The sequence below is a fragment of the Sphingomonas rhamnosi genome (assembly GCF_036663615.1).
Classification (GTDB): domain Bacteria; phylum Pseudomonadota; class Alphaproteobacteria; order Sphingomonadales; family Sphingomonadaceae; genus Sphingomonas.
In genome coordinates this window covers 83,300-103,171 of sequence record NZ_JAXOJJ010000008.1, presented here as the reverse complement: position 1 = coordinate 103,171, position 19,872 = coordinate 83,300, and the positions used below count along the sequence as shown (strand labels likewise).

Genomic DNA, 19,872 nt, shown 5'->3' with positions numbered 1-19,872 from the left:
AGGGGCGCTGATGCGGGTCGGAACCGAGTGCTGGCGGATCGAGGAAGCGCGGCGGATGGCCGTGATCGTCGATGCCGAGGATTATTTCCACCATGCGCGCGTCGCCATGATGGGGGCGAAGCGTCGGATCATGTTGATCGGCTGGGATTTCGATGCGCGCATCAGCCTGGAGCCCGGCATCGTTCGCGAGGGTGAGCCTCGCGCGCTCGGCGACTTCATCTACTGGCTGGTCGAGCGCGAACCCGATCTCGAAGTGTTCCTGTTGCGCTGGGATACCGGCGCGATCAAGGCGCTGTTCCGCGGGTCGACGATATTCACGATGGCCAAATGGATGCGCCACCCCCGCATCCACACCAAGCTCGATGGCCACCATCCGACCGGCGCGTCGCATCACCAGAAGATCGTCATTATCGACGACAGCTTTGCGTTTTGCGGCGGGATCGACATGACCGGGGACCGCTGGGACACGCGCGCGCACCTCGACGACAACCCGTTGCGCATTCAACCCTCGGGCAAACCGTACAAGCCCTGGCACGACGCGATCAGCGCGGTGGAGGGCCCGATCGCGGTGGCGCTGGGCGAGCTGTTCCGGCGGCGCTGGGGGCTCGCGGGAGGCAAGCCGATGAGCGACCCCGCGCCCGGCGACCAATTCTGGCCCGAGGGGCTGCCGGTCGATTTCGAGGGGCAGCAGGTCGCGATCGCGCGGACCGAACCCGAAATGCCCGATCAGCCGGCCGTGCATGAGAGCGAGGCGCTGTTCCTCGCGCAGATCGCCGGGGCGAAGCGGCACCTGTACATCGAGAGCCAGTATTTCGCGTCGCGCCGGATCGCCGAGACGATCGCGCGTCGGCTCGACGAACCGGACGGTCCGGAGATCGTGATCATCAACCCCGAAAGCGCGCAGGGCTGGCTCGAGCCGATCGCGATGGACACTGCACGTGCCCGGCTGATGACGGCGCTGGGGCACCGCGATGTGCACCAGCGACTGCGGATGTATCACCCCTATACCGAGGGCGGCGTACCGATCTATTGCCATGCCAAGATCCTGATCGCGGACGAGTCCGTGTTCCGGCTCGGCTCGTCGAACATGAACAACCGTTCGCTGCGGCTCGACACCGAATGCGACCTGGCGATCGAGGCGTCGGACGACGCCACCGCAACCTGCATCGGCAAGATCCGCGACGCGCTCATCGCCGAGCATCTCGGTGTCGAGGTCGCTACGGTCAGCGACGCGATCGCGGAAACCGGCTCGCTGCTCGCGACGATCGAACGCCTGCGCGGCGAGGGCAAGACGCTGCGCCCCTATGAAGTCCCCGATCTTACCACGGTCGAGGCGTGGCTTGCCGACAACGAGGTGCTCGATCCCGAAGGGCCCGAGGAAATGTTCGAATTATTGAACAAGCGCGGCCTGTTCCGGCGCTGGCGGCACCGCCGACAGTAGCGAAGACGAACCGCGACGGGGCGGGTCGCGGCGGCTATCCGTGCTGGAGGCCGATCGTGGGTTCGGGTTGGGGCGGCTCGGTTCCGAACAACACCCATTTGAGCGCTTCGTCGATGATGGACGCGAAGCGGGCATAGGCTGGAGAAAGATCCGCTGGACCTGAAGCCGGACGAGCGTCGTGCCCGTGACGATCGCCAACGCGCGCACGCGTTTCATCAGCTTCAGCAGCTGTTCCATCGAGGCGATCATGTCCTGCGACTGTACGGGGCATTGGGATACGTCGATGATCAGCGCATAGTTGTCGAGCTTGGCCTCGGTGATCGTCGTTATGAGCTCGCCGACCAGGCGTTCGGTATCAGAGACGCCCAGCATGGCGTTCATCTGGATCCGAACCAGGGCGTGGATCGGGTCGAAGGCAATCTTGTACATGCTGGCCTCCGTGCTCAGCGCCTTACCGCGCGCGCATGGAAAATCCGTTGACGGCGGCGCTCCGCCGGGTGTGGGTCAGGCGTTCCGTGCGTTGCGCCGACGGCCATGGTCTGCGACCATCACGGTCATGGGCGCCGCGCCGCCGCCTGGCACGGCCACAGCGCATAGAGGATCACCGCATGACGATCATCGTCCACCATCTGAACAATTCGCGGTCGCAGCGTGTGCTGTGGATGCTCGAGGAACTCGGGCTGCCGTATGAGATCAAGCGGTATCAGCGCGATGAGAAGACGATGCTCGCGCCGCCCGAACTCAAGCAGGTTCATCCGCTGGGGAAGTCCCCCGTGATCGAGGATACCGACGCGGACGGTTCCGTGATCGCCGAGACCGGCGCGATCGTCGAATATCTGGTCGACAAGGCGGATGGCCGGCTGGGCGCACCGGCGAAGCGCGCCGACGCGCTGCGCTACCGGTTCTGGCTGCATTATGCCGAAGGGTCGCTGATGCCGCCGCTGCTGCTGAAGCTCGTGGTCGGTCGGATCCCGGTGTTCGGCAAGGTCGCGCTCAAGCGGATCCAGCCGATGATCGACGTGCATCTCGACTATGTGGAATCCGAACTCGCGCAGCGACCCTGGTTCGCGGGTGCTGAAATGACCGCTGCCGACATCATGATGAGCTTCCCGCTCGAGGCCGCACGCAGCCGTGCCGGGCTCGATACATCGCGCCCGGCGACGATCGCGTGGTTGGCGAAGGTGCATGCGCGGCCGGCGTATCAGGCTGCGCTCGCGAAGGGTGGGCCCTACGCCTACGCATAAGGTCGGCCGCTACCCGTTCCGTCGGCCCCGTTTCGTCACCCCCCGTTTCGTCACCCCAGCGAAGGCTGGGGTCTCCCGTTGGTGCCGCAGCACCCGCCCCGGGGAGACGCCAGCCTGCGCTGGCATGACGGTCGCGGGGAGGGCGTGTCGATGGCTTTCAGCCTTCAGCCGTGGCCGCCCAGCCCATGGCTCGGCGCGTGCGGTGGTTCGATATCCACCGGCTCGGGTGGGTCGAGTTCGCCTTCCCAGCGCGCGACGACGCTCGCCGCGACGGCATTGCCGATGACGTTGGTCGCGCTGCGCCCCATGTCGAGGAAATGGTCGACCGCGAGGATCAGCAGCAGCCCGGCCTCGGGAATCTTGAACAGCGGCAGCGTCGCGGCGATCACCACCAGCGACGCGCGCGGCACGCCGGCGATGCCCTTTGACGTCACCATCAGCACCAGCAGCATCGTCACCATCTGCCCCAGCGACAGGTCGATGCCGTACGCCTGCGCGATGAACAGCGACGCGAACGTCATGTAGATCATCGACCCGTCGAGGTTGAACGAATAGCCGAGCGGCAGCACGAAACTGGAGATCTTCGGCGGCACCCCGAACCGGTCGAGCGCCTCGAGCGTGCGCGGATACGCCGCCTCCGACGACGCGGTGGTGAAGGCGAGCAGCAGCGGCGCGCGGATATAGCCCACCAGTTCGCCCATCCGGCGCCCTACGAACAGATAACCGAGCCCGATCAGCAGCACCCAGAGCAGGGCGAGCCCGATATAGAAGGTCAGCATGAAATAGCCGAGATCGCCGATCACCCCGGGGCCGCGCTCTGCGAGCGTGGCGGTCACCGCGGCGAACACCGCGAACGGCGCGAACCGCATCACGTAATCGGTGATCTGCAGCATCACCGTCGCCAGCGCGTCGATCGCGCGGACCAGAGGCGCGGCCTTTTCGCCGACCGCGGTGATCGCGACGCCGACGAACAGCGACATGATCACGATCTGCAGAATCTCGTTCTCGGCCATCGCCTGGATCATCGAGGACGGCACGATGTGCGTGACGAACTTGGCGATGTCGAACGCGGCCTGGTCGACGCCGCTCGACGCGGTGACGGGCGGCAGCGGCAGGTCGAGCCCGACGCCGGGGTGGAACAGATTGACCAGGATCAGCCCGAGCGTGAGCGACAACAGGCTCGCGCTGAGAAACCAGCCGACCGCGCGCAGGCCGACGCGACCGAGCGCGCCGGTGTCGCCCATATGCGCGATGCCGACGACCAGCGTCGAGAACACCAGCGGTGCGATGATCATCTTGATCAGCCGCAAAAAGATCGTCGTGATGATCGAGACATAGCCGGCGATCTCGGTCAGCCGCGCCGCCGATGCCGGGCTGCCGTCGTCGATCGAAACGTGCAAGCTCCACCCGACGACAAGCCCCAAGACCAGGCCGATGAGAATGTAGAGGGTCAGGCGCTTGGCCAAGGTCGATCTCCTGGGAACGTTGGCGCCTAGGGAGGGGATTGCGGCGGCGCGGTCAAGGACCCTATCGTTCCCGCCATGACATCCTACCCCAATCGCCGCCACATCCTTGCCGCCGGCGCCGCGCTACCCTTGCTGTCGAGCGCCGCCATCCTGCGCGCGGCGGACCCCGATCTGTCGGCCCTGTCCGACCTCGCCGGCAGTGCGAAACCGATCGACGCCGCCGAACGCGCCGCGCGGCTGGTGCGGGCGCAAGGACTGATGAAGGCGGCGGGGATCGGCGCGGTGGTGATCGAGCCGGGATCGTCGATGATCTACTTTACCGGCGTCCGCTGGCATACCAGCGAGCGGCTGACCCTCGCGATCCTCCCCGTCGAGGGCCCGCTGTGCATCGTCACGCCGTTCTTCGAGGAACCCTCGGTCCGCGAGACGCTGGCGGTGCCGGCCGAGGTGCGGGTTTGGCAGGAGGACGAAAACCCGCTCGCCGTCGTGGCGGGCTTCCTGCGCGACCGCAAACTCGCGGTGCTGCCGCTTGGAATCGAGGAGAACGTCCGCTATTTCGCCGCCGCCGCGCTCGCCCGCGTGCTGCCCGTGCCTCAGGTCTCCGCCAACCCCGTCGTACGCGGCTGCCGGATGATCAAGACACCCGCCGAGATCGCGCTGATGCAGGCGGCGACCGACGTCACGCTCGCGGCCTATCGCTGGACCCATACGCGGGTCGAGAGGGGCATGACCGGCCCTGACATCTCTGCGCTGATGAATGCCGCGACGAGGAAGCTCGGCGGCGCGCCCGAATTCGCACTGGCGCTGATCGGCGAGGCGTCGGCCTATCCGCACGGCAGCCGCGAGGTTCACCGCGTTGCCGACGGCCAGGTCGTGCTGATGGACTGCGGCTGTACCGTCCAGGGCTACCAGTCCGACATCTCGCGCACCTGGGTGCATGGCACCGCGAGCGCAGCGCAGCGGAAAACCTGGGATCAGGTCGCGCGCGGGCAACAGGTCGCGTTGGCCGCGGCGCGGATTGGCGTGCCCGCGGGGAGCGTCGACGATGCGGTTCGGCGATATTACGATTCGCTCGGTTACGGACCGGGGTACGCGCTGCCCGGCCTGTCGCATCGCACCGGACACGGAATCGGCATGGACGGCCACGAACCGGTCAACTTCGTCCACGGCGAAACGACCAAGCTGGCGGCGGGGATGTGCTTTTCGGACGAGCCCGGAATCTACGCGCCCGGCAAGTTCGGGGTGCGGATCGAGGATTGCTTCCACATGATCGATGCCGGACCGAAGTGGTTCAGCACGCCGCCAACATCGATCGACGCGCCGTTGGGGTAGGGGGCCGACCACCTCTTACCACCGGGGTGGTTTAGCGGCGTTGCCCCGCGCGAGCGGCTGGCCCCGCTCTTGTTCTCCCGCGAAGGCGGGAGCCCAGTATGGGTCCCCGCCTTCGCGGGGAAGCACACGTTGGGCGCGCAGGATATCGCGCCTACACCTCACTTGAGCGAACCGCGCCGCTCGCCTAAGTCCCGCGCATGACATCGACCAACGACATCCGCCGCGGCTTCCTCGATTTCTTCGCGAGGGAGGGCCACACCATCGTCCCCTCCGCGCCTTTGGTGCCGCAGAACGACCCGACGCTGATGTTCGTCAACGCCGGGATGGTGCCGTTCAAGAACGTCTTCACCGGCCAGGAATCGCGCCCCTATTCGACCGCGACCTCGTCGCAGAAATGCGTCCGCGCGGGCGGCAAGCATAACGACCTCGACAATGTCGGCTACACCGCCCGACACCATACGTTCTTCGAAATGCTCGGCAATTTCTCGTTCGGCGACTATTTCAAGGAACAGGCGATCGTCAACGCCTGGACTCTGCTGACGCGCGACTGGGGCCTGTCGCCCGATCGGCTGACCGCCACCGTCTATCACACGGACGACGAAGCCTTCGACCTGTGGAAAAAGGTCGCCGGCCTGCCCGACCACCGCATCATCCGGATTCCGACCAAGGACAATTTCTGGACGATGGGCGAGAACGGCCCGTGCGGCCCGTGCTCGGAGATTTTCTTCGACCACGGCGACCACATCCCCGGTGGCCCCCCGGGTAGCCCCGACGAGGACGGCGACCGGTTCGTCGAGATCTGGAACCTCGTGTTCATGCAATATGAGCAGGAGAATAACGAGATCGTCGGCAATCTGCCCAAACCCTCGATCGACACCGGCATGGGGCTGGAGCGGATCGCCGCGGTGATGCAGGGCGTCACCGACAATTACGACACCGACACGTTCAAGGCTCTGATCACCGCATCGGGCTCGCTGACCCACACCGCGACCGACGGCGCCAACACCGCCAGCCACCGCGTGATCGCGGATCACCTTCGCACCGCGGGCTTCCTGGTCGCCGACGGCGTGCTGCCGGCGAACGAAGGCCGCGGCTATGTGCTGCGCCGGATCATGCGCCGCGCGATGCGTCATGCGCACATCCTGGGCGCGAAGGAGCCGTTGATGCACCGGCTGGTGCCCGCGCTCGTCACCGAGATGGGCGCCGCCTATCCCGAGCTGTTCCGCGCGCAGTCGCTGATCGAGGCGACGCTGCAGCAGGAGGAGACGCGGTTCCGCCAGACGCTCGACAAGGGGCTGAAGCTGCTCGACGAGGCAACCGCGGACATGACCGAGGGCACGCTGCCCGGCGAGACCGCGTTCAAGCTCTACGACACGTTCGGCTTTCCCTACGACCTGACCGAGGATGCGCTGCGCGAGCGCGGGATCACCGTCGACCGCGCCGGTTTCGACACCGCGATGGCCGAACAGAAGCGTGCCGCCCGCGCTGCCTGGAAGGGGTCGGGCGCCAAGGCGTCGGACGATATCTGGTTCGACATCGCCGAGACCAGCGGCGGTACCGAGTTCCTCGGCTATGCGTCGGACACCGGCGAGGGCGAAGTCGTCGCGCTGGTCAAGGACGGCGCGCGGGTCGAGTCCGCGACCACCGGCGACACCGTGGCGATCGTCGTCAACCAGACGCCGTTCTACGGCGAGAGCGGCGGGCAGGTCGGCGATGCGGGGCAGATTGCGAACGATGCCGGGTTGCACGCCACCGTCACCGACACCTCGAAGCAGCTCGGCCGCGTGTTCGTCCACCACGCCGTGATCGGCGCGGGCGACATCAAGGTCGGCGATCCGGTCAAGCTGCAGATCGACGTCGCGCGCCGCGCGCAGATCCGGGCCAATCACTCGGCGACGCATCTTCTGCACGAGGCCCTTCGCGAACGCCTCGGCAAGCACGTCGCGCAGAAGGGCAGTCTGGTCGCCCCCGACCGCCTGCGCTTCGATTTCTCGCAGCCGGTGGCGATGACGCCCGCCGACATCGCGCAGGTCGAATCGGACGTGAACGCACAGGTCCGCGGCAATGGCCAGGTTACCACGCTGCTGATGACGCCCGACGCCGCGATCGAGATGGGCGCGATGGCGCTGTTCGGCGAGAAATATGGCGACGAGGTCCGCGTCGTCTCGATGGGATCGCAGGACGACGGTAAAACCTATTCGATCGAACTGTGCGGCGGCACGCACGTGTCCGCGCTCGGCGATATCGGCCTGTTCAAGGTCGTCGGCGAAGGTGCGGTGTCGAGCGGCGTGCGCCGCGTCGAGGCGCTGACCGGAGAAGCGGCGCGCGCCTATCTGACCGGGCGCGACGACCGGTTGCGCGAGGCGGCGGCGGCGCTGAAGTCCACGCCGGACGAGGTGCCCGCACGCGTCGCGGCGCTGATCGAGGATCGCCGCCGGCTGGAGCGCGAACTGGCCGACGCGAAGAAGGCGCTGGCGATGGGCGGTGGTGCGGGCGAAGCGGCCGGGCCGGAGCAGGTCGGCGGGGTGGCGTTCCTCGGCCAGGTGCTGAACGACTTCGAGGCCAAGGGCCTGCGCGGCGCGGTCGACGAGGCGAAGCAGCGGCTCGGTTCGGGCATCGCGGTAATGGTCGCCGTCAACGAAGGCCGCGCGTCGGTCGCGGTCGGCGTCACCGCCGATCTGGTCGCCAGCCACAATGCGGTGGACCTGCTCAAGATCGCGGTAGCGGCGCTGGGCGGGCAGGGCGGCGGCGGCCGTCCCGACATGGCGCAAGGTGGCGGACCGGATGGCGACAAGGCCGCCGATGCGCTCGCCGCGGTGCGCGAAGCCCTAACGGCGCACGCTGTCGCCTAAACCGTTCTCCCGCGAAAGCGGGAGTCCAGGAGCCCCAAATGCCAGCGCCCGTAACCCTGGACTCCCGCCTTCGCGGGAGAACATGAGCATACGTCACCGACGCCACCCCGGCGAAGGCCGGGGTCCAATTGGGAGGTCGCTGTAAAGAAGGGATTGCCCTTGGTTACCGCCGTCCCCCAATTGGGCCCCGGCCTCCGCCGGGGTGGTGCATGCTGTATTCGGCTGAAATTACCCGGTCCCGCGCATCTTTGTCAGCGTTGTCCCAGCGGTAATCGCTTCGACGTCGGTCACCAGATGCAGCAGGCTCACGCCCGGCTGCCCCATCGCTCGTCCCAGCGCGGCTGCGAAATCTTCGGTCCGCTTCACCGTTTCCGCCCAGCACCCATAGGCTCGCCCGAGCGCCGCGAAGTCGGGATTGCGCAACGCGGTCGCTGATACTCGGCCGGGATACTCGCGCTCCTGATGCATCCGGATCGTGCCGTACGCGCCATTGTCGACGACGATCACCAGCATGTCCGCTCCGTGCGCGACCGCGGTCGCCAGTTCCTGTCCGTTCATCAGGAAACAGCCGTCGCCCGCCAGCGCGACGACGCAGCGCCCGGGCTGCCGCAGCGATGCGGCGACCGCGGCGGGCACACCATATCCCATCGCCCCCGCGGTCGGCGCCAGCTGCGTGCCCGGCCCGGCATAGGGCCAGTAGCGATGCCACCAGCCCGAATAATTGCCCGCGCCGTTGCAGATGATCGTATCCGCCGGCAGCCGCTCGCGCATCGCCGCGACGCACGGTCCCAGGTCCATCGCCAGGTCGCGCGGCTCCGGCGTCGACCAGGTCCGCCACTGCGCGTGCGCCTCGCGCCCCGCGGTCCGTGGCGGCAGGTCGATCAGGAGCAAGGCCTCGGCGAACTCCGCCATCCCCGCGCAGATCGCGACGTCGGTGCGATAGGTGCGCCGCAACTCGTCCGGATCGGGATGGACGTGGATCAGCCGTTGCCCGGGATGATCGGGCGTGATCAGCGCATAGCCATCGGTCGTCGCCTCGCCGAGCCGTGGGCCGACGACCAGCAGCAGGTCGGCCGCCTTCACGCGCTCGATCAGCTTCGGGTTCGGGCCGTAACCAAGATTGCCGGCCCACACCGGGCAGTCGTTGGGGATCGCGTCCTGCCGCCGGAACGCGGCCGCCACGGGAATACCGTTGCGGTCTGCCCAGGTCGCGAACGCGCCCGAGGCGGCGACGTCCCAGCCGGCGCCGCCGACGATCGCCACCGGTCGCTCGGCGGTCGCGAGCAGGTCGGCGAGCAGGTCCATCGTGTCGGCATCGGCTGCCTGCGCCACCCGCTCGACGCGCGGCCGGTCGACCGCTTCGACCATGTCGAGCAGCATGTCCTCGGGCAGCGCCAGCACGACCGGACCCGGCCGGCCCGACATCGCCGTGGCATAGGCGCGCGCGACATATTCGGGGATGCGCCGCGCGTCGTCGATCCGCGCCGCCCATTTGGCGATCGGGGCAAACATCGCGGTGAAATCGATTTCCTGGAACGCCTCGCGGTCGCGCGTGCCGCGGTCGACGTCGCCGATGAACAGGATCATCGGCTGCGAATCCTGCATTGCGACATGGACCCCGATCGACGCGTTGGTCGCGCCCGGTCCGCGCGTGACGAAAGCGATTCCCGGTCGCCCGGTGAGTGCGCCGTCCGCGCACGCCATGAACGCCACGCCGCCCTCCTGCCGGCAGGTGACGAGCTCGATCGCCGGCGTATCGTGCAGCGCGTCGAGCACCGCGAGGAAGCTTTCGCCCGGCACGGTAAAGATACGGTCGCAGCCTTGTGCGACGAGTTGGTCGACGAGGATACGGCCGCCGGTACGCTGGGTCATGAACTTCTCCTGGCCGCACCCTAGCCCGGCGGTTCGCGCGAAGTCGATGGGCGGGCGCGGCGTCGCCCGACGTTGCCGTCGCGATCACCGCGCCCTATGCCACGGCAAAACGACAGGAGGTTGGATGGCGCAGAAACTCTACACCGACGCGGGCGCGGCGCTGGACGGCGTACTGTTCGACGGCATGACGATCTGCGCCGGCGGCTTCGGCCTGTGCGGCATCCCCGAACGGCTGATCGACGCGATCGAAGCGTCGAGCGTCAAGAATCTGACGATCGCCAGCAACAATGCCGGAATCGACGGCCAGGGCCTGGGGAAACTGCTCCGCTCGCGTCAGGTCAAGAAGATGATCAGCTCCTATGTCGGCGAGAACAAGGAGTTCGAGCGGCAATATCTGAGCGGCGAGCTCGAGGTCGAATTCTGCCCGCAGGGCACGCTCGCCGAGCGTTGCCGGGCAGGGGGTGCGGGCATCCCGGGCTTCTACACCAAGACCGGCGTCGGCACGCTGGTCGCCGAGGGCAAGGAGGTAAAGGTCTTCGACGGTCAAGAGTATATCCTCGAACGCGGCATCCGTGCCGACTTGAGCATCATCAAGGGCTGGAAGGCCGACGAGGCCGGCAACCTCGTCTTCCGCAAGACCGCGCGCAACTTCAACCAACCGATGGCGACCGCGGGCAAGATCTGCCTCGCCGAGGTCGAGGAGATCGTCCCCGTCGGCACCCTCGACCCCGACGCCATCCACCTGCCCGGCATCTATGTGAACCGGATGATCATGGGCGGGCCCTACGACAAGAAGATCGAGTTCCGCACCGTCCGCGAGCGCGCATCGGCATGAGGCATCGCGCGACGCTTGCCCTCGCAACCGCCGCGCTCGTGCTGCAGGGGTGTGCGGCGGCGGCGATCCCGATCGTCGCGGGAGGATTCGTCGGACGCGCCAAGCTGCAGGACCGCAAATCCAAGCGGCCCGACAAGCGCAAGACGTCCGCCTATCGCCTCGTCGACATGAAGGAACTGCCGCGGCCGACCGCCGCCGCGACCGCCGCCGCGACCGCCGGCGCGACCGCCGCCGCGACCGGCGGGACCGTGCCGGGCGCGATGCAGTATCTATACGGTTCGGGAGAAGCGGCGGCGCTCGATCTTCAGGCCTATATGGCGCTCGCCAATTATCTCGTCGGCCTGCCCGCGGATCGATCGATCGGGCATGACGTGCCCTCGGTCGTGATCGCGCCGGGATCGACGCTGGACGCGCCCCGTTTCGTTCCGTGCGGCAGCAAGCCGCTCGCGATCGTCTTCGATATCGACGAGACCGCGGTCTTGAACCTCGGGTACGAGGCCGATGCCGCGCGGCGCGGCGAGACCTTCGATTCGGCGCGCTGGGCGGAGTGGGAACGTACCGGCGGCGGTCATGTCGCGGTGGTGCCGGGGCTGCTCGACGTCATCAAGGTGGCTCGGATCACGGACATCACGGTCATCTTCAATTCCAACCGCAGCGTCGCGCATGCCGCCGAGACCGCGGCGATGCTCGACCGTATCGGGCTGGGGCCGGTGGTGCATGGCGACACGCTGTGGCTGCAGGGCGATGCTGGCGGCACCGGCAGCGGCAAGGACGCGCGCCGCTGGGCGATCGCGGCCAAATATTGCGTCGTCGCGATGTCGGGCGACCAGCTCGGCGACTTCACCGATCTCTTCAACGCGTCATCGATGACGCCGCCCGCGCGGCGCGAAGCGGTCGGCGGGCGCAAAGTCTCGCTGATGTGGGGACGTGGCTGGTTCATGCTGCCCAACCCGGTTTACGGCACCGGGCTGAAGGGCGATTTCGACACCGTGTTTCCGCCCGCCACGCGCTGGACCCCAAATGGAGTTGCGAAATGAGCATCGACCATCCGAACGCGATCAGCCTCGATCAGGGCGACGTCCTGACCCCCGATTCCGTCGAAGTCGCGCGGATTTGGATCACCAACGGGGCCGGCAGCAGCGTCTGGATCGATGCCGGGCTGCTGCAGGATCCCACCGTGTTCGGCTATCTGATGGCCGACACGATCCGCCATGCCGCCAAAGCCTATGCCGGAACCTGGTCGCTGGACGAGGGCCAGGCGTTGCAGGCGATCGTCGACGGTGTCGGCGCCGAACTGCGCGAACAATTCACCGAGATCACGACAATTCAGGACGGAGCCCTCAACTGATGCCATGGGATCGCAACCAGATGGCGGCACGCGCCGCGCAAGAGCTGAAGGACGGCTTCTACGTCAATCTGGGCATTGGCATTCCGACGCTGGTCGCGAACAACATCCCCGCGGGGATGACGGTGACGCTGCAGTCGGAAAACGGGATGCTGGGGATCGGCCCGTTCCCGTATGACGACCAGGTCGACGCCGACCTGATCAACGCCGGCAAGCAGACGATCAGCGAACTGCCGTCGTCGTCCTATTTCAGCTCGGCGGACAGTTTCGCGATGATCCGCGGCGGGCATATCGACCTGACCGTGCTCGGCGCGATGGAGGTCAGCGAGACCGGCGACATCGCCAACTGGATGATCCCGGGCAAGATGATCAAGGGGATGGGCGGCGCGATGGATCTGGTCGCCGGGGTGAAGCAGATCATTGTCGTGATGGATCACGTCGCCAAGGACGGTAGCCCGAAATTCATCCCGGCGTGCACGCTGCCGCTGACGGGCAAGAACGTCGTCGACATGATCGTCACCGACCTGGCGGTGTTCCAGCGCGCCGATCACGCGGCGCCGTTCCGGCTCATCGAGTTGGCGCCGGGCGTGACCGCGGACGAGGTCGCCGCGAAGACGACGGCGCGCTACACGCAGTGATCCGCCGGCTGGCGATCGTCGCCATCATTTTGGCCGTGGTGATCGGCGGGATCGCGCTGACCGCGGGGCCGATGACGCTCAGCGTGCTCGATGGCCTGATGGGCGGCGGCCGCGGCACCGCGAGGGTGCGATCCGGCGTGCCGTTCGGGACGCACGGCCAGACGCTCGACGTGTGGCGTCCATCGGGCGGCGCGCGCGCGGGCCTGCCGGTGCTGATCTTCTGGTATGGCGGCGGCTGGGCGCACGGCGACCGCGCCGCCTATGCGTTTGCCGCGAGGGCCTATGCGAAGGCGGGGTTCGTCGTCGTGCTGCCCGACTATCGCAAGGTACCCGACGTGCGTTTCCCGGCGTTCGTGCAGGACGGCGCGGAGGCCGTGAAGTGGACTCGCGACCATGTGCGCGACTTTGGCGGCGATCCCGCTCGAATCGCGCTCGCGGGCCATTCGGCGGGCGCCTACACCGTAGAGATGCTGGCGCTCGACCGGCGCTGGCTGCGCGCGGAGGGTGTCGATCCGCATATCGTGCGCGCCGCCGTCGGGCTGTGCGGACCCTATGATTTCTACCCCTTCACCGCCAAGCGCGCGGCCGACGCGATGCAGGGCGCCGCGGACCCGGCGATGACCCAGCCGATCCATTTCGCGCGCGCCGATGCGCCGCGGATGCTGCTCGTCACGGCGGGGAACGACACGCAGGTGAAGCCGCACAACGCGGTCAATTTGACCGCCCGGCTGGAGGCGCTTGGCGCCCCGGTGCGCCATATCGACTATCCGGGACTGAGCCACGAGAACGTCGTTATGGCGCTGTCGAAGCCGTTTCGCGGCAAGGCGCCGGTCTTGGCGGACAGCGTCGCATACCTTCGTGCGGCACTGGACGCGCGGCAAACGGACTGAGCCGACGCGCACAGTCCCGAGTCGCGTGCCAGATCGAGAAGATCCTGCCGAAAATCCATAGCTTACGACTAACCACTGGTGTGTCCAGATCAGTGCAAAAGATGGCCGCCGTGGTTAATCAAATTGTCATCAATAGTCTCTTCGTGCGCGGTATATAATTTACGCCAAATATTTCATAATATTGGACAGTTTGATAGTCAAAATGGACTATCTCTACATTGACGATGGTGGTTGTGAGGGGGGACTATACAGAAAGACGCCCCAGCGTAGTAACGATTCCCGTTACTACGCTCGTGCATAACTGCGTCTTCATGAGAGGTATGTCATGTCCTATACGACTCCGGTTCAGGATGCGGATGCAGACCTGGGGCCAACCGCCGATCTTGATGCAGCCGATACGGGGACCGGTACGGTTCTCGATACGGTGAATGCGCAATGGTACAATACGCTCGCGAAGGAACTCAACCTGTCGGTCGAGGAGTTCCAGCTGAGCCAGGGCGACGTGATCCTGCCGCGGACCACGGACCAGTTGTGGGATATGATGAACGAGCTGCCGACGAATTCGGTGGTGCAATATTACACGCCCGACACATTGGTCAGCATGTCGAGCGAGTACACTTCGCTGTTGTCGTTCGTGCAGGCGGCCGGCGCCGCCAATTTCAACGCGGCGATGGGCGAGGCCAACATGGCGGCGTGGACCGCCACCAAACAGGCGTATTTCCAGGCCAATCCTTCGGCGTTCAGCGAACCGCCGACGGTGTTGCAAACGGCGCTGCAGAACCTGTTCCAGAACTGGTCGATGGAGGCGCTCGTCCCCAACCCCGGCTCGGCGGCGCAATGCTACACCCTGTACCGTGCCGGGTTCGAGAACCCGATTTATATCGCGCAGGAACTGCAAGCCAACCTGCCGCTGGGCGGCCCGACCGCGTTCAACCAGACCTACGAGCAGGTGCTCGCCGATATCGCCGCAGCGCCCAGCGTGAACTTCACGATGGAGTCGACCGAGGCGTCGTCGGACATCAGCGATTCGTGGGCGAACAGCAGCAGCTCGACCGGCGGCACCTATTTCTATTCGAAATCGAGCAGCTCGCAGTCGAGTGATTTCTCGCAAACCTTCGCGTCGTCGTCCTTCACGGTGTCGGTGTCGTACGATCACTTCATCAACGTCGCCGCCTTGCCGTTGTCGGGCGAGTCGATCGAAGCGGGGGGTACGACGTTCCTGCCCTGGTATTATGGCGCGGCGCTCGCTTACGCGTACAACAACAAAACCACCGAGGTGTGGACCGACCTCACGCAATGGGACGCGCTGTTCGGTCCGACGGGGTCGATGCAATATGTCGTCACCAACCTGATCATCGCCGACGGGACCACGACCATAACGACCTCGTCGCAGAGCTTCAGCACCGCCGAGCAGACCTATGCCGAACAGCAGAGCAAAGAGGGCTATGGCTGCTGGCCCTATTATGTCAGCAACAGCTCGGACAGCACGACGAAGAGCAGCACGACGTTCAATTCGTCGAGCAACCTGGTCGTCGAAACGACGTCGGCGGCGGGCAACCCGATCGTGATCGGGGTGCTGGTGTCGTCGGTGAAGGATCTGGCGCAGGGCGGCTGACGCCGAAATCGTTGCGACGGTCGCGTCGCCGGACCGATAGTTGCGCGAGGGCTTTGCCTCGGTGCAACTATCGGTTACCGACACCCGCATGATGCGATCCCGTCCGCAAACGCTCTACGAGAAGATCTGGGCGGCGCATGTCGTCGAACGCCGCGACGACGGCACCTGCCTCATCTATATCGATCGCCATTTGGTTCACGAAGTCACCAGCCCGCAGGCGTTCGACGGGCTGCGGCTTGCCGGGCGCCGCGTGCGCCGGCCCGATCTGACGCTCGCCGTCCCCGACCACAATCTGCCGACGACGCAGCGCGTCGACGCCGCGGGGCGCGAGATCCCGATCGCCGACCCCGAAAGTGCCGCGCAGCTCGATGCGCTTCGCCGCAATACGACCGAGTTCGGCATCGACTATATCGACGCGAACGCGGTGCAGCAGGGCATCGTCCACGTCATCGGTCCCGAGCTCGGCTTCACGCTGCCCGGCACCACGTTGGTCTGCGGCGACAGCCACACCTCGGCGCATGGCGCGCTCGGTGCGCTGGCGTTCGGCATCGGCACCAGCGAGGTCGAGCATGTGCTCGCCACGCAGACGCTGCTGCTGTCGCCGTCGAAGACGATGGAAGTGCGCGTCGACGGCGAGCTCGGCTTCGGGGTCAGCGCCAAGGACGTGATCCTCACGATCGTCGGCCGTCTGGGCGCCGCGGGCGGCACCGGCTACGTCATCGAATTCACCGGCAGCGTGATCCGCGGCCTTTCGGTCGAGGGTCGTCTGACGATCGCGAACATGTCGATCGAGGCGGGCGCGCGCGCCGGACTGGTCGCGCCGGACGATACCACCTTCGCCTATCTGAAGGGCCGGCCGATGGCGCCTTCGGGCACGGCGTGGGACAACGCGGTCGCCTATTGGCGCACGCTGCCGAGCGACCCGGGGGCGGTGTACGACAAGACCGTGATCATCGACGCGGCCGAGATTGCGCCCGGCCTGACCTGGGGCACCAGCCCCGAGGATTTCGTCGCGATCACCGGCGTGGTACCCGATCCCGACAGCTTCGCCGATCCCGCCAAGCGCATCGCGGCGCGCAAATCGCTCGACTATATGGGCCTGACGCCCGGCACGCCGATGACCGATGTCAGCGTCCAGCACGTCTTCATCGGCAGCTGCACCAACAGCCGGATCGAGGATCTGCGTGCCGCCGCGGCCATCGCCGAGGGCCGCCACGTTGCGTTGGGCGTCCGTGCGCTGGTCGTCCCCGGTTCGGGGCAAGTGAAGCGCCAGGCGGAGGCGGAGGGTCTCGACCGGATCTTCGTCAGTGCCGGCTTCGAATGGCGCGAGCCGGGATGTTCGATGTGCCTGGCGATGAACCCGGACAAGGTGCCGCCGGGCGAGCGCTGCGCATCGACGTCGAACCGCAATTTCGTCGGGCGGCAGGGGCCGGGGGCGCGCACGCACCTCGTCTCGCCCGCGATGGCCGCCGCCGCGGCGGTGACCGGACATCTGAGCGACGTGCGCGAGTTGATGGGGGAACGGGCGTGAAGAAGGTTCTGGTCTTGCTGGTTGCGGGCGCGATGTTCAGCGGCGTGGCGGCGTATGTCGCCTCGGCCCGTCCGCTTGGGGAGCATGTGACGCCGAAATGAAACCCGTCACCTCCGTCAGCGGCACCGCCTATCCCTGGGGTGCGAAGAACGTCGACACCGACGTCATCATCCCCGCGCACTGGCTGAAGACGATCACCCGCACCGGGCTCGGCAAGGGCGCTTTCGAGACGGTGCGGGCCCAACCCGGCAACATCTTCGACGACCCCGCCTATGCGGGCGCGCCGATCCTGATCGCGGGGGACAATTTCGGCTGCGGCTCGAGCCGCGAACACGCGGCCTGGGCGCTTGCCGACATGGGGATCGCGGCGGTGATCGCGCCGAGCTTCTCGGACATCTTCTCGGGCAATGCGTTCAAGAACGGCATCGTCGCGGTGGTGCTGCCCGAGGACGTCATCGATCGGTTGATCGAGGTCGCCAAGTCGGAGCCGATCACGATCGATCTCGAGACGATGACGGTCACCACACCGTACCAGGATCGCTTTTCGTTCGAACTCGACCCGTTCCGTCGGCAGTGTCTCATGGAGGGGCTGGACGAGATCGGCCTAACGCTGGCAAGGGATACCCAGATTTCGAAATTCGAGGAGACGGTGCGTGAGCATCGTCCCTGGAGCCTCAAGGAGAGCGGGTATGCGGGCGATGTTGTCGAGAGCGCCGGGCGGACCTGAAACGCTGGAATTGAGCGACCTGCCCGATCCGGTCGCCGGGCCGGGGCAGGTGGTGATCGCGGTGAAGGCCTGCGCGATCAACTATCCCGACGTGCTGATCATCGAGGACAAATACCAGTTCAAGCCGACGCGCCCGTTCGCGCCGGGTGGCGAGATCGCGGGCGTGATCGCCGAACTGGGTGAGGGCGTGACCGGCTGGGCGATCGGCGACCGCGTGATCGCCATGCTCGGCCATGGCGGGCTCGCCGAACGCGTCGTTACCAGCGCCGCCGCATTATACCGGTTACCCGAAGGGCGCAGCTTCGCCGAAGGTGCGGCGCTGATCCTGACCTACGGCACCACCATCCACGCGCTGCTCGATCGCGGGCATATTGCGGCGGGGCAGACCCTGCTCGTGCTCGGCGCGGCTGGCGGGGTGGGGCTCGCCGCGGTGGAGCTCGGCAAGGCGTTCGGCGCGACCGTCGTCGCCGCGGTGTCGTCCGACGCCAAGGCCGCGGCCGCGAAACAGGCAGGCGCCGACGCGACGCTGATCTATCCTCGCGCGCCGTTCGACAAGGCCCAATCCAAGGCGCTGGCCGAGCAGTTCAAGGCTGCGGTCGGCCCGGCTGGCGCGCACGTGGTCTATGACCCGGTCGGCGGCGACTATGCCGAGCCCGCATTGCGGTCGATCGCATGGGAGGGGCGCTATCTGGTCGTCGGTTTCCCCGCGGGTATTCCGAAGCTGCCGCTCAACCTGACGTTGCTGAAGAGCTGCGACGTCTGCGGCGTGTTCTGGGGCGCGTTCGCGGCGCGCGATCCGCAGGCGAACGCGACGCATCTCGCGACCCTGTTCGCGCTGTGGGAACAGGGGAAGATCGCACCGCGCGTGACCGAGACGTTCCCGCTCGACCGCGCCGGCGATGCGATCGCCAAGATGGCGGCGCGCGGCGCGATCGGGAAGCTGGTCGTCGAGGTCGGCTGACACGCCCGCGCTCGTGTTGCGCCCCGTGCGCCCGCCCCCTATCTTGGCTGGGACACAACCACGGGGACCCTGCGCGCCATGACTATGTTCGACGATCGCGAGCGCGCGAACGAATCGCACTTCGCCCGCGAAGAGGAGCTGGCGTTCCGCATCACCGCGCGACGCAATCGCCTGCTCGGACAATGGGCGGCGACCGAGATGGCGCTGACGCCCGAGGAATCGGAGGCCTATGCGACCGCACTGGTCCACGCCGATATGGAGGGCGGCGGCGACGATGACGTCGTGCGCAAGCTCGTCGGCGATTTCACCGCGGCGGGGCTCGACCATGACGAGGCCACCGTGCGCCGCGCGCTGACGGTCCAGATGATCGAGGCCCGCCGCCAGTTGCTGGAGTCGCAATAATGCCGATGGCTGCAGACGATATCGTCGCGATGATCCGCACCGCGATCCCCGACGCCGACGTTGTGATCACCGATCTCGCCGGCGACGGCGACCATTATGCCGCGCGCGTCACCAGCGCGAGCTTCGCCGGCCTCAGCCGCGTGAAGCAGCACAAGGCGGTCTACGCCGCGCTCGGCGACCGCATGGGCGGCGTGTTGCACGCGCTCCAGCTTACCACCGTGATTGCTTGAGGACGAAACGATGACCGACCAGATTACCCCAGCCCCGACCGACGAATCCCACGCCCGCATTGACGCGGTGGTGAAGGCCAACCCCGTCGTGCTGTTCATGAAGGGCAGCCCGCTGTTCCCGCAGTGCGGCTTCTCCAGCCGCGCGATCGCGATCCTCAACCATCTGAACGTCGAGTTCGAGAGTGTCGACGTGCTGCAGGACCAGGGTATCCGTCAGGGTATCAAGGCCTATTCGGACTGGCCGACCATCCCGCAGCTCTACGTCGACGGCGAGTTCGTCGGCGGGTCGGACATCATGATGGAAATGTATGAGAGCGGCGAACTCGGGCAGCTGATGGCGAAGGACGCCTGAACCGGGTGCGGGTGGATCGACGCGAGATCGCGAAGCGACCGATCCACCCGGCTTGAAGCGCTGAAACGCTCGGTACATCGGGAGCGATGCAGAGCGCGTGCCAATTGCGCCGATCGACCGCTTCCTGCGGGGTGCAATA

The 19,872-nt window shown here is 66.7% G+C and carries 19 protein-coding genes; 16 read left to right on the top strand and 3 right to left on the bottom strand.

Annotated features, from left to right (window positions below; translation table 11 throughout):
• Positions 1–10: 10 nt before the first annotated feature.
• Positions 11–1,441, top strand: a complete 1,431-nt coding sequence (locus U1701_RS15985; RefSeq protein WP_332783572.1) for a phospholipase D-like domain-containing protein — start codon at positions 11–13, stop codon at positions 1,439–1,441.
• Here U1701_RS15985 and U1701_RS15980 read toward each other — a convergent pair.
• Positions 1,391–1,870 carry a hypothetical protein gene (locus U1701_RS15980; protein ID WP_332783571.1) on the bottom strand — a complete coding sequence of 160 codons (480 nt, stop codon included), beginning with the start codon at positions 1,868–1,870 and terminating at the stop codon, positions 1,391–1,393. The two genes, U1701_RS15985 and U1701_RS15980, sit on opposite strands and share 51 nt — an antisense overlap.
• 179 nt (positions 1,871–2,049) lie before the next feature.
• On the opposite strand from U1701_RS15980, the gene U1701_RS15975 reads away from it, so the two are divergent.
• A complete protein-coding gene (locus U1701_RS15975) occupies positions 2,050–2,685 on the top strand; it encodes a glutathione S-transferase family protein (protein WP_332783570.1) in 636 nt (211 codons plus the stop codon).
• 164 nt (positions 2,686–2,849) lie between these two features.
• On the opposite strand, the gene U1701_RS15970 is transcribed toward U1701_RS15975, so the two are convergent.
• Entirely contained in the window at positions 2,850–4,151 is a 1,302-nt protein-coding gene (locus U1701_RS15970; RefSeq protein ID WP_332783569.1) for a dicarboxylate/amino acid:cation symporter, read from the bottom strand.
• 75 nt (positions 4,152–4,226) lie between these two features.
• Between U1701_RS15970 and U1701_RS15965 the strand changes: the two genes are divergently transcribed.
• Both U1701_RS15965 and alaS read left to right on the top strand, forming a co-directional pair.
• Positions 4,227–5,483, top strand: a complete 1,257-nt coding sequence (locus tag U1701_RS15965; protein ID WP_332783568.1) for a M24 family metallopeptidase — start codon at positions 4,227–4,229, stop codon at positions 5,481–5,483.
• Between the two features lie 197 nt (positions 5,484–5,680).
• Positions 5,681–8,335 (top strand): alanine--tRNA ligase, encoded by a 2,655-nt coding sequence (alaS, locus tag U1701_RS15960; protein ID WP_332783567.1) that lies wholly within the window; start codon positions 5,681–5,683, stop codon positions 8,333–8,335.
• A 228-nt stretch (positions 8,336–8,563) separates the two neighbouring features.
• Here alaS and U1701_RS15955 read toward each other — a convergent pair whose 3' ends face one another.
• Positions 8,564–10,207, bottom strand: coding sequence for a thiamine pyrophosphate-binding protein (locus U1701_RS15955; RefSeq protein WP_332783566.1), 1,644 nt, complete (start codon positions 10,205–10,207; stop codon positions 8,564–8,566).
• 124 nt (positions 10,208–10,331) lie between these two features.
• On the opposite strand from U1701_RS15955, the gene U1701_RS15950 reads away from it, so the two are divergent.
• The 12 genes from U1701_RS15950 (at position 10,332) to grxD (ending at position 19,733) form a co-directional block, all read left to right on the top strand.
• The gene (locus tag U1701_RS15950; protein ID WP_332783565.1) at positions 10,332–11,042 is read left to right on the top strand and encodes a CoA transferase subunit A; all 711 of its coding nucleotides are present in this window, start codon (positions 10,332–10,334) and stop codon (positions 11,040–11,042) included.
• On the top strand, positions 11,039–12,079 hold the full coding sequence (locus tag U1701_RS15945; RefSeq protein ID WP_332783564.1) for an HAD family acid phosphatase: 1,041 nt from the start codon (positions 11,039–11,041) through the stop codon (positions 12,077–12,079). Before U1701_RS15950 ends, U1701_RS15945 begins: the two co-directional genes overlap by 4 nt.
• On the top strand, positions 12,076–12,390 hold the full coding sequence (locus U1701_RS15940) for a DUF5076 domain-containing protein (RefSeq protein WP_332783563.1): 315 nt from the start codon (positions 12,076–12,078) through the stop codon (positions 12,388–12,390). Before U1701_RS15945 ends, U1701_RS15940 begins: the two co-directional genes overlap by 4 nt.
• Positions 12,390–13,025, top strand: a complete 636-nt coding sequence (locus U1701_RS15935) for a 3-oxoacid CoA-transferase subunit B (RefSeq protein WP_332783562.1) — start codon at positions 12,390–12,392, stop codon at positions 13,023–13,025. Before U1701_RS15940 ends, U1701_RS15935 begins: the two co-directional genes overlap by 1 nt.
• The gene (locus U1701_RS15930) at positions 13,022–13,915 is read left to right on the top strand and encodes an alpha/beta hydrolase (protein ID WP_332783561.1); all 894 of its coding nucleotides are present in this window, start codon (positions 13,022–13,024) and stop codon (positions 13,913–13,915) included. Before U1701_RS15935 ends, U1701_RS15930 begins: the two co-directional genes overlap by 4 nt.
• A gap of 325 nt (positions 13,916–14,240) precedes the next feature.
• Complete coding sequence (locus U1701_RS15925) at positions 14,241–15,530, top strand: hypothetical protein (RefSeq protein WP_332783560.1); 1,290 nt, start codon at positions 14,241–14,243, stop codon at positions 15,528–15,530.
• Between the two features lie 91 nt (positions 15,531–15,621).
• A complete protein-coding gene (gene leuC / locus U1701_RS15920; RefSeq protein WP_332783628.1) occupies positions 15,622–17,061 on the top strand; it encodes a 3-isopropylmalate dehydratase large subunit in 1,440 nt (479 codons plus the stop codon).
• Between the two features lie 97 nt (positions 17,062–17,158).
• Positions 17,159–17,788, top strand: a complete 630-nt coding sequence (gene leuD / locus U1701_RS15915; protein WP_332783559.1) for a 3-isopropylmalate dehydratase small subunit — start codon at positions 17,159–17,161, stop codon at positions 17,786–17,788.
• Complete coding sequence (locus tag U1701_RS15910; RefSeq protein WP_332783558.1) at positions 17,751–18,749, top strand: NADPH:quinone oxidoreductase family protein; 999 nt, start codon at positions 17,751–17,753, stop codon at positions 18,747–18,749. The genes leuD and U1701_RS15910 overlap by 38 nt, the downstream gene beginning before the upstream one ends.
• A gap of 78 nt (positions 18,750–18,827) precedes the next feature.
• Positions 18,828–19,151 carry a DUF1476 domain-containing protein gene (locus U1701_RS15905; RefSeq protein WP_332783557.1) on the top strand — a complete coding sequence of 108 codons (324 nt, stop codon included), beginning with the start codon at positions 18,828–18,830 and terminating at the stop codon, positions 19,149–19,151.
• Entirely contained in the window at positions 19,151–19,381 is a 231-nt protein-coding gene (locus U1701_RS15900; RefSeq protein WP_332783556.1) for a BolA/IbaG family iron-sulfur metabolism protein, read from the top strand. Before U1701_RS15905 ends, U1701_RS15900 begins: the two co-directional genes overlap by 1 nt.
• A gap of 10 nt (positions 19,382–19,391) precedes the next feature.
• On the top strand, positions 19,392–19,733 hold the full coding sequence (gene grxD, locus U1701_RS15895) for a Grx4 family monothiol glutaredoxin (protein WP_332783555.1): 342 nt from the start codon (positions 19,392–19,394) through the stop codon (positions 19,731–19,733).
• Positions 19,734–19,872 lie beyond the last annotated feature (139 nt).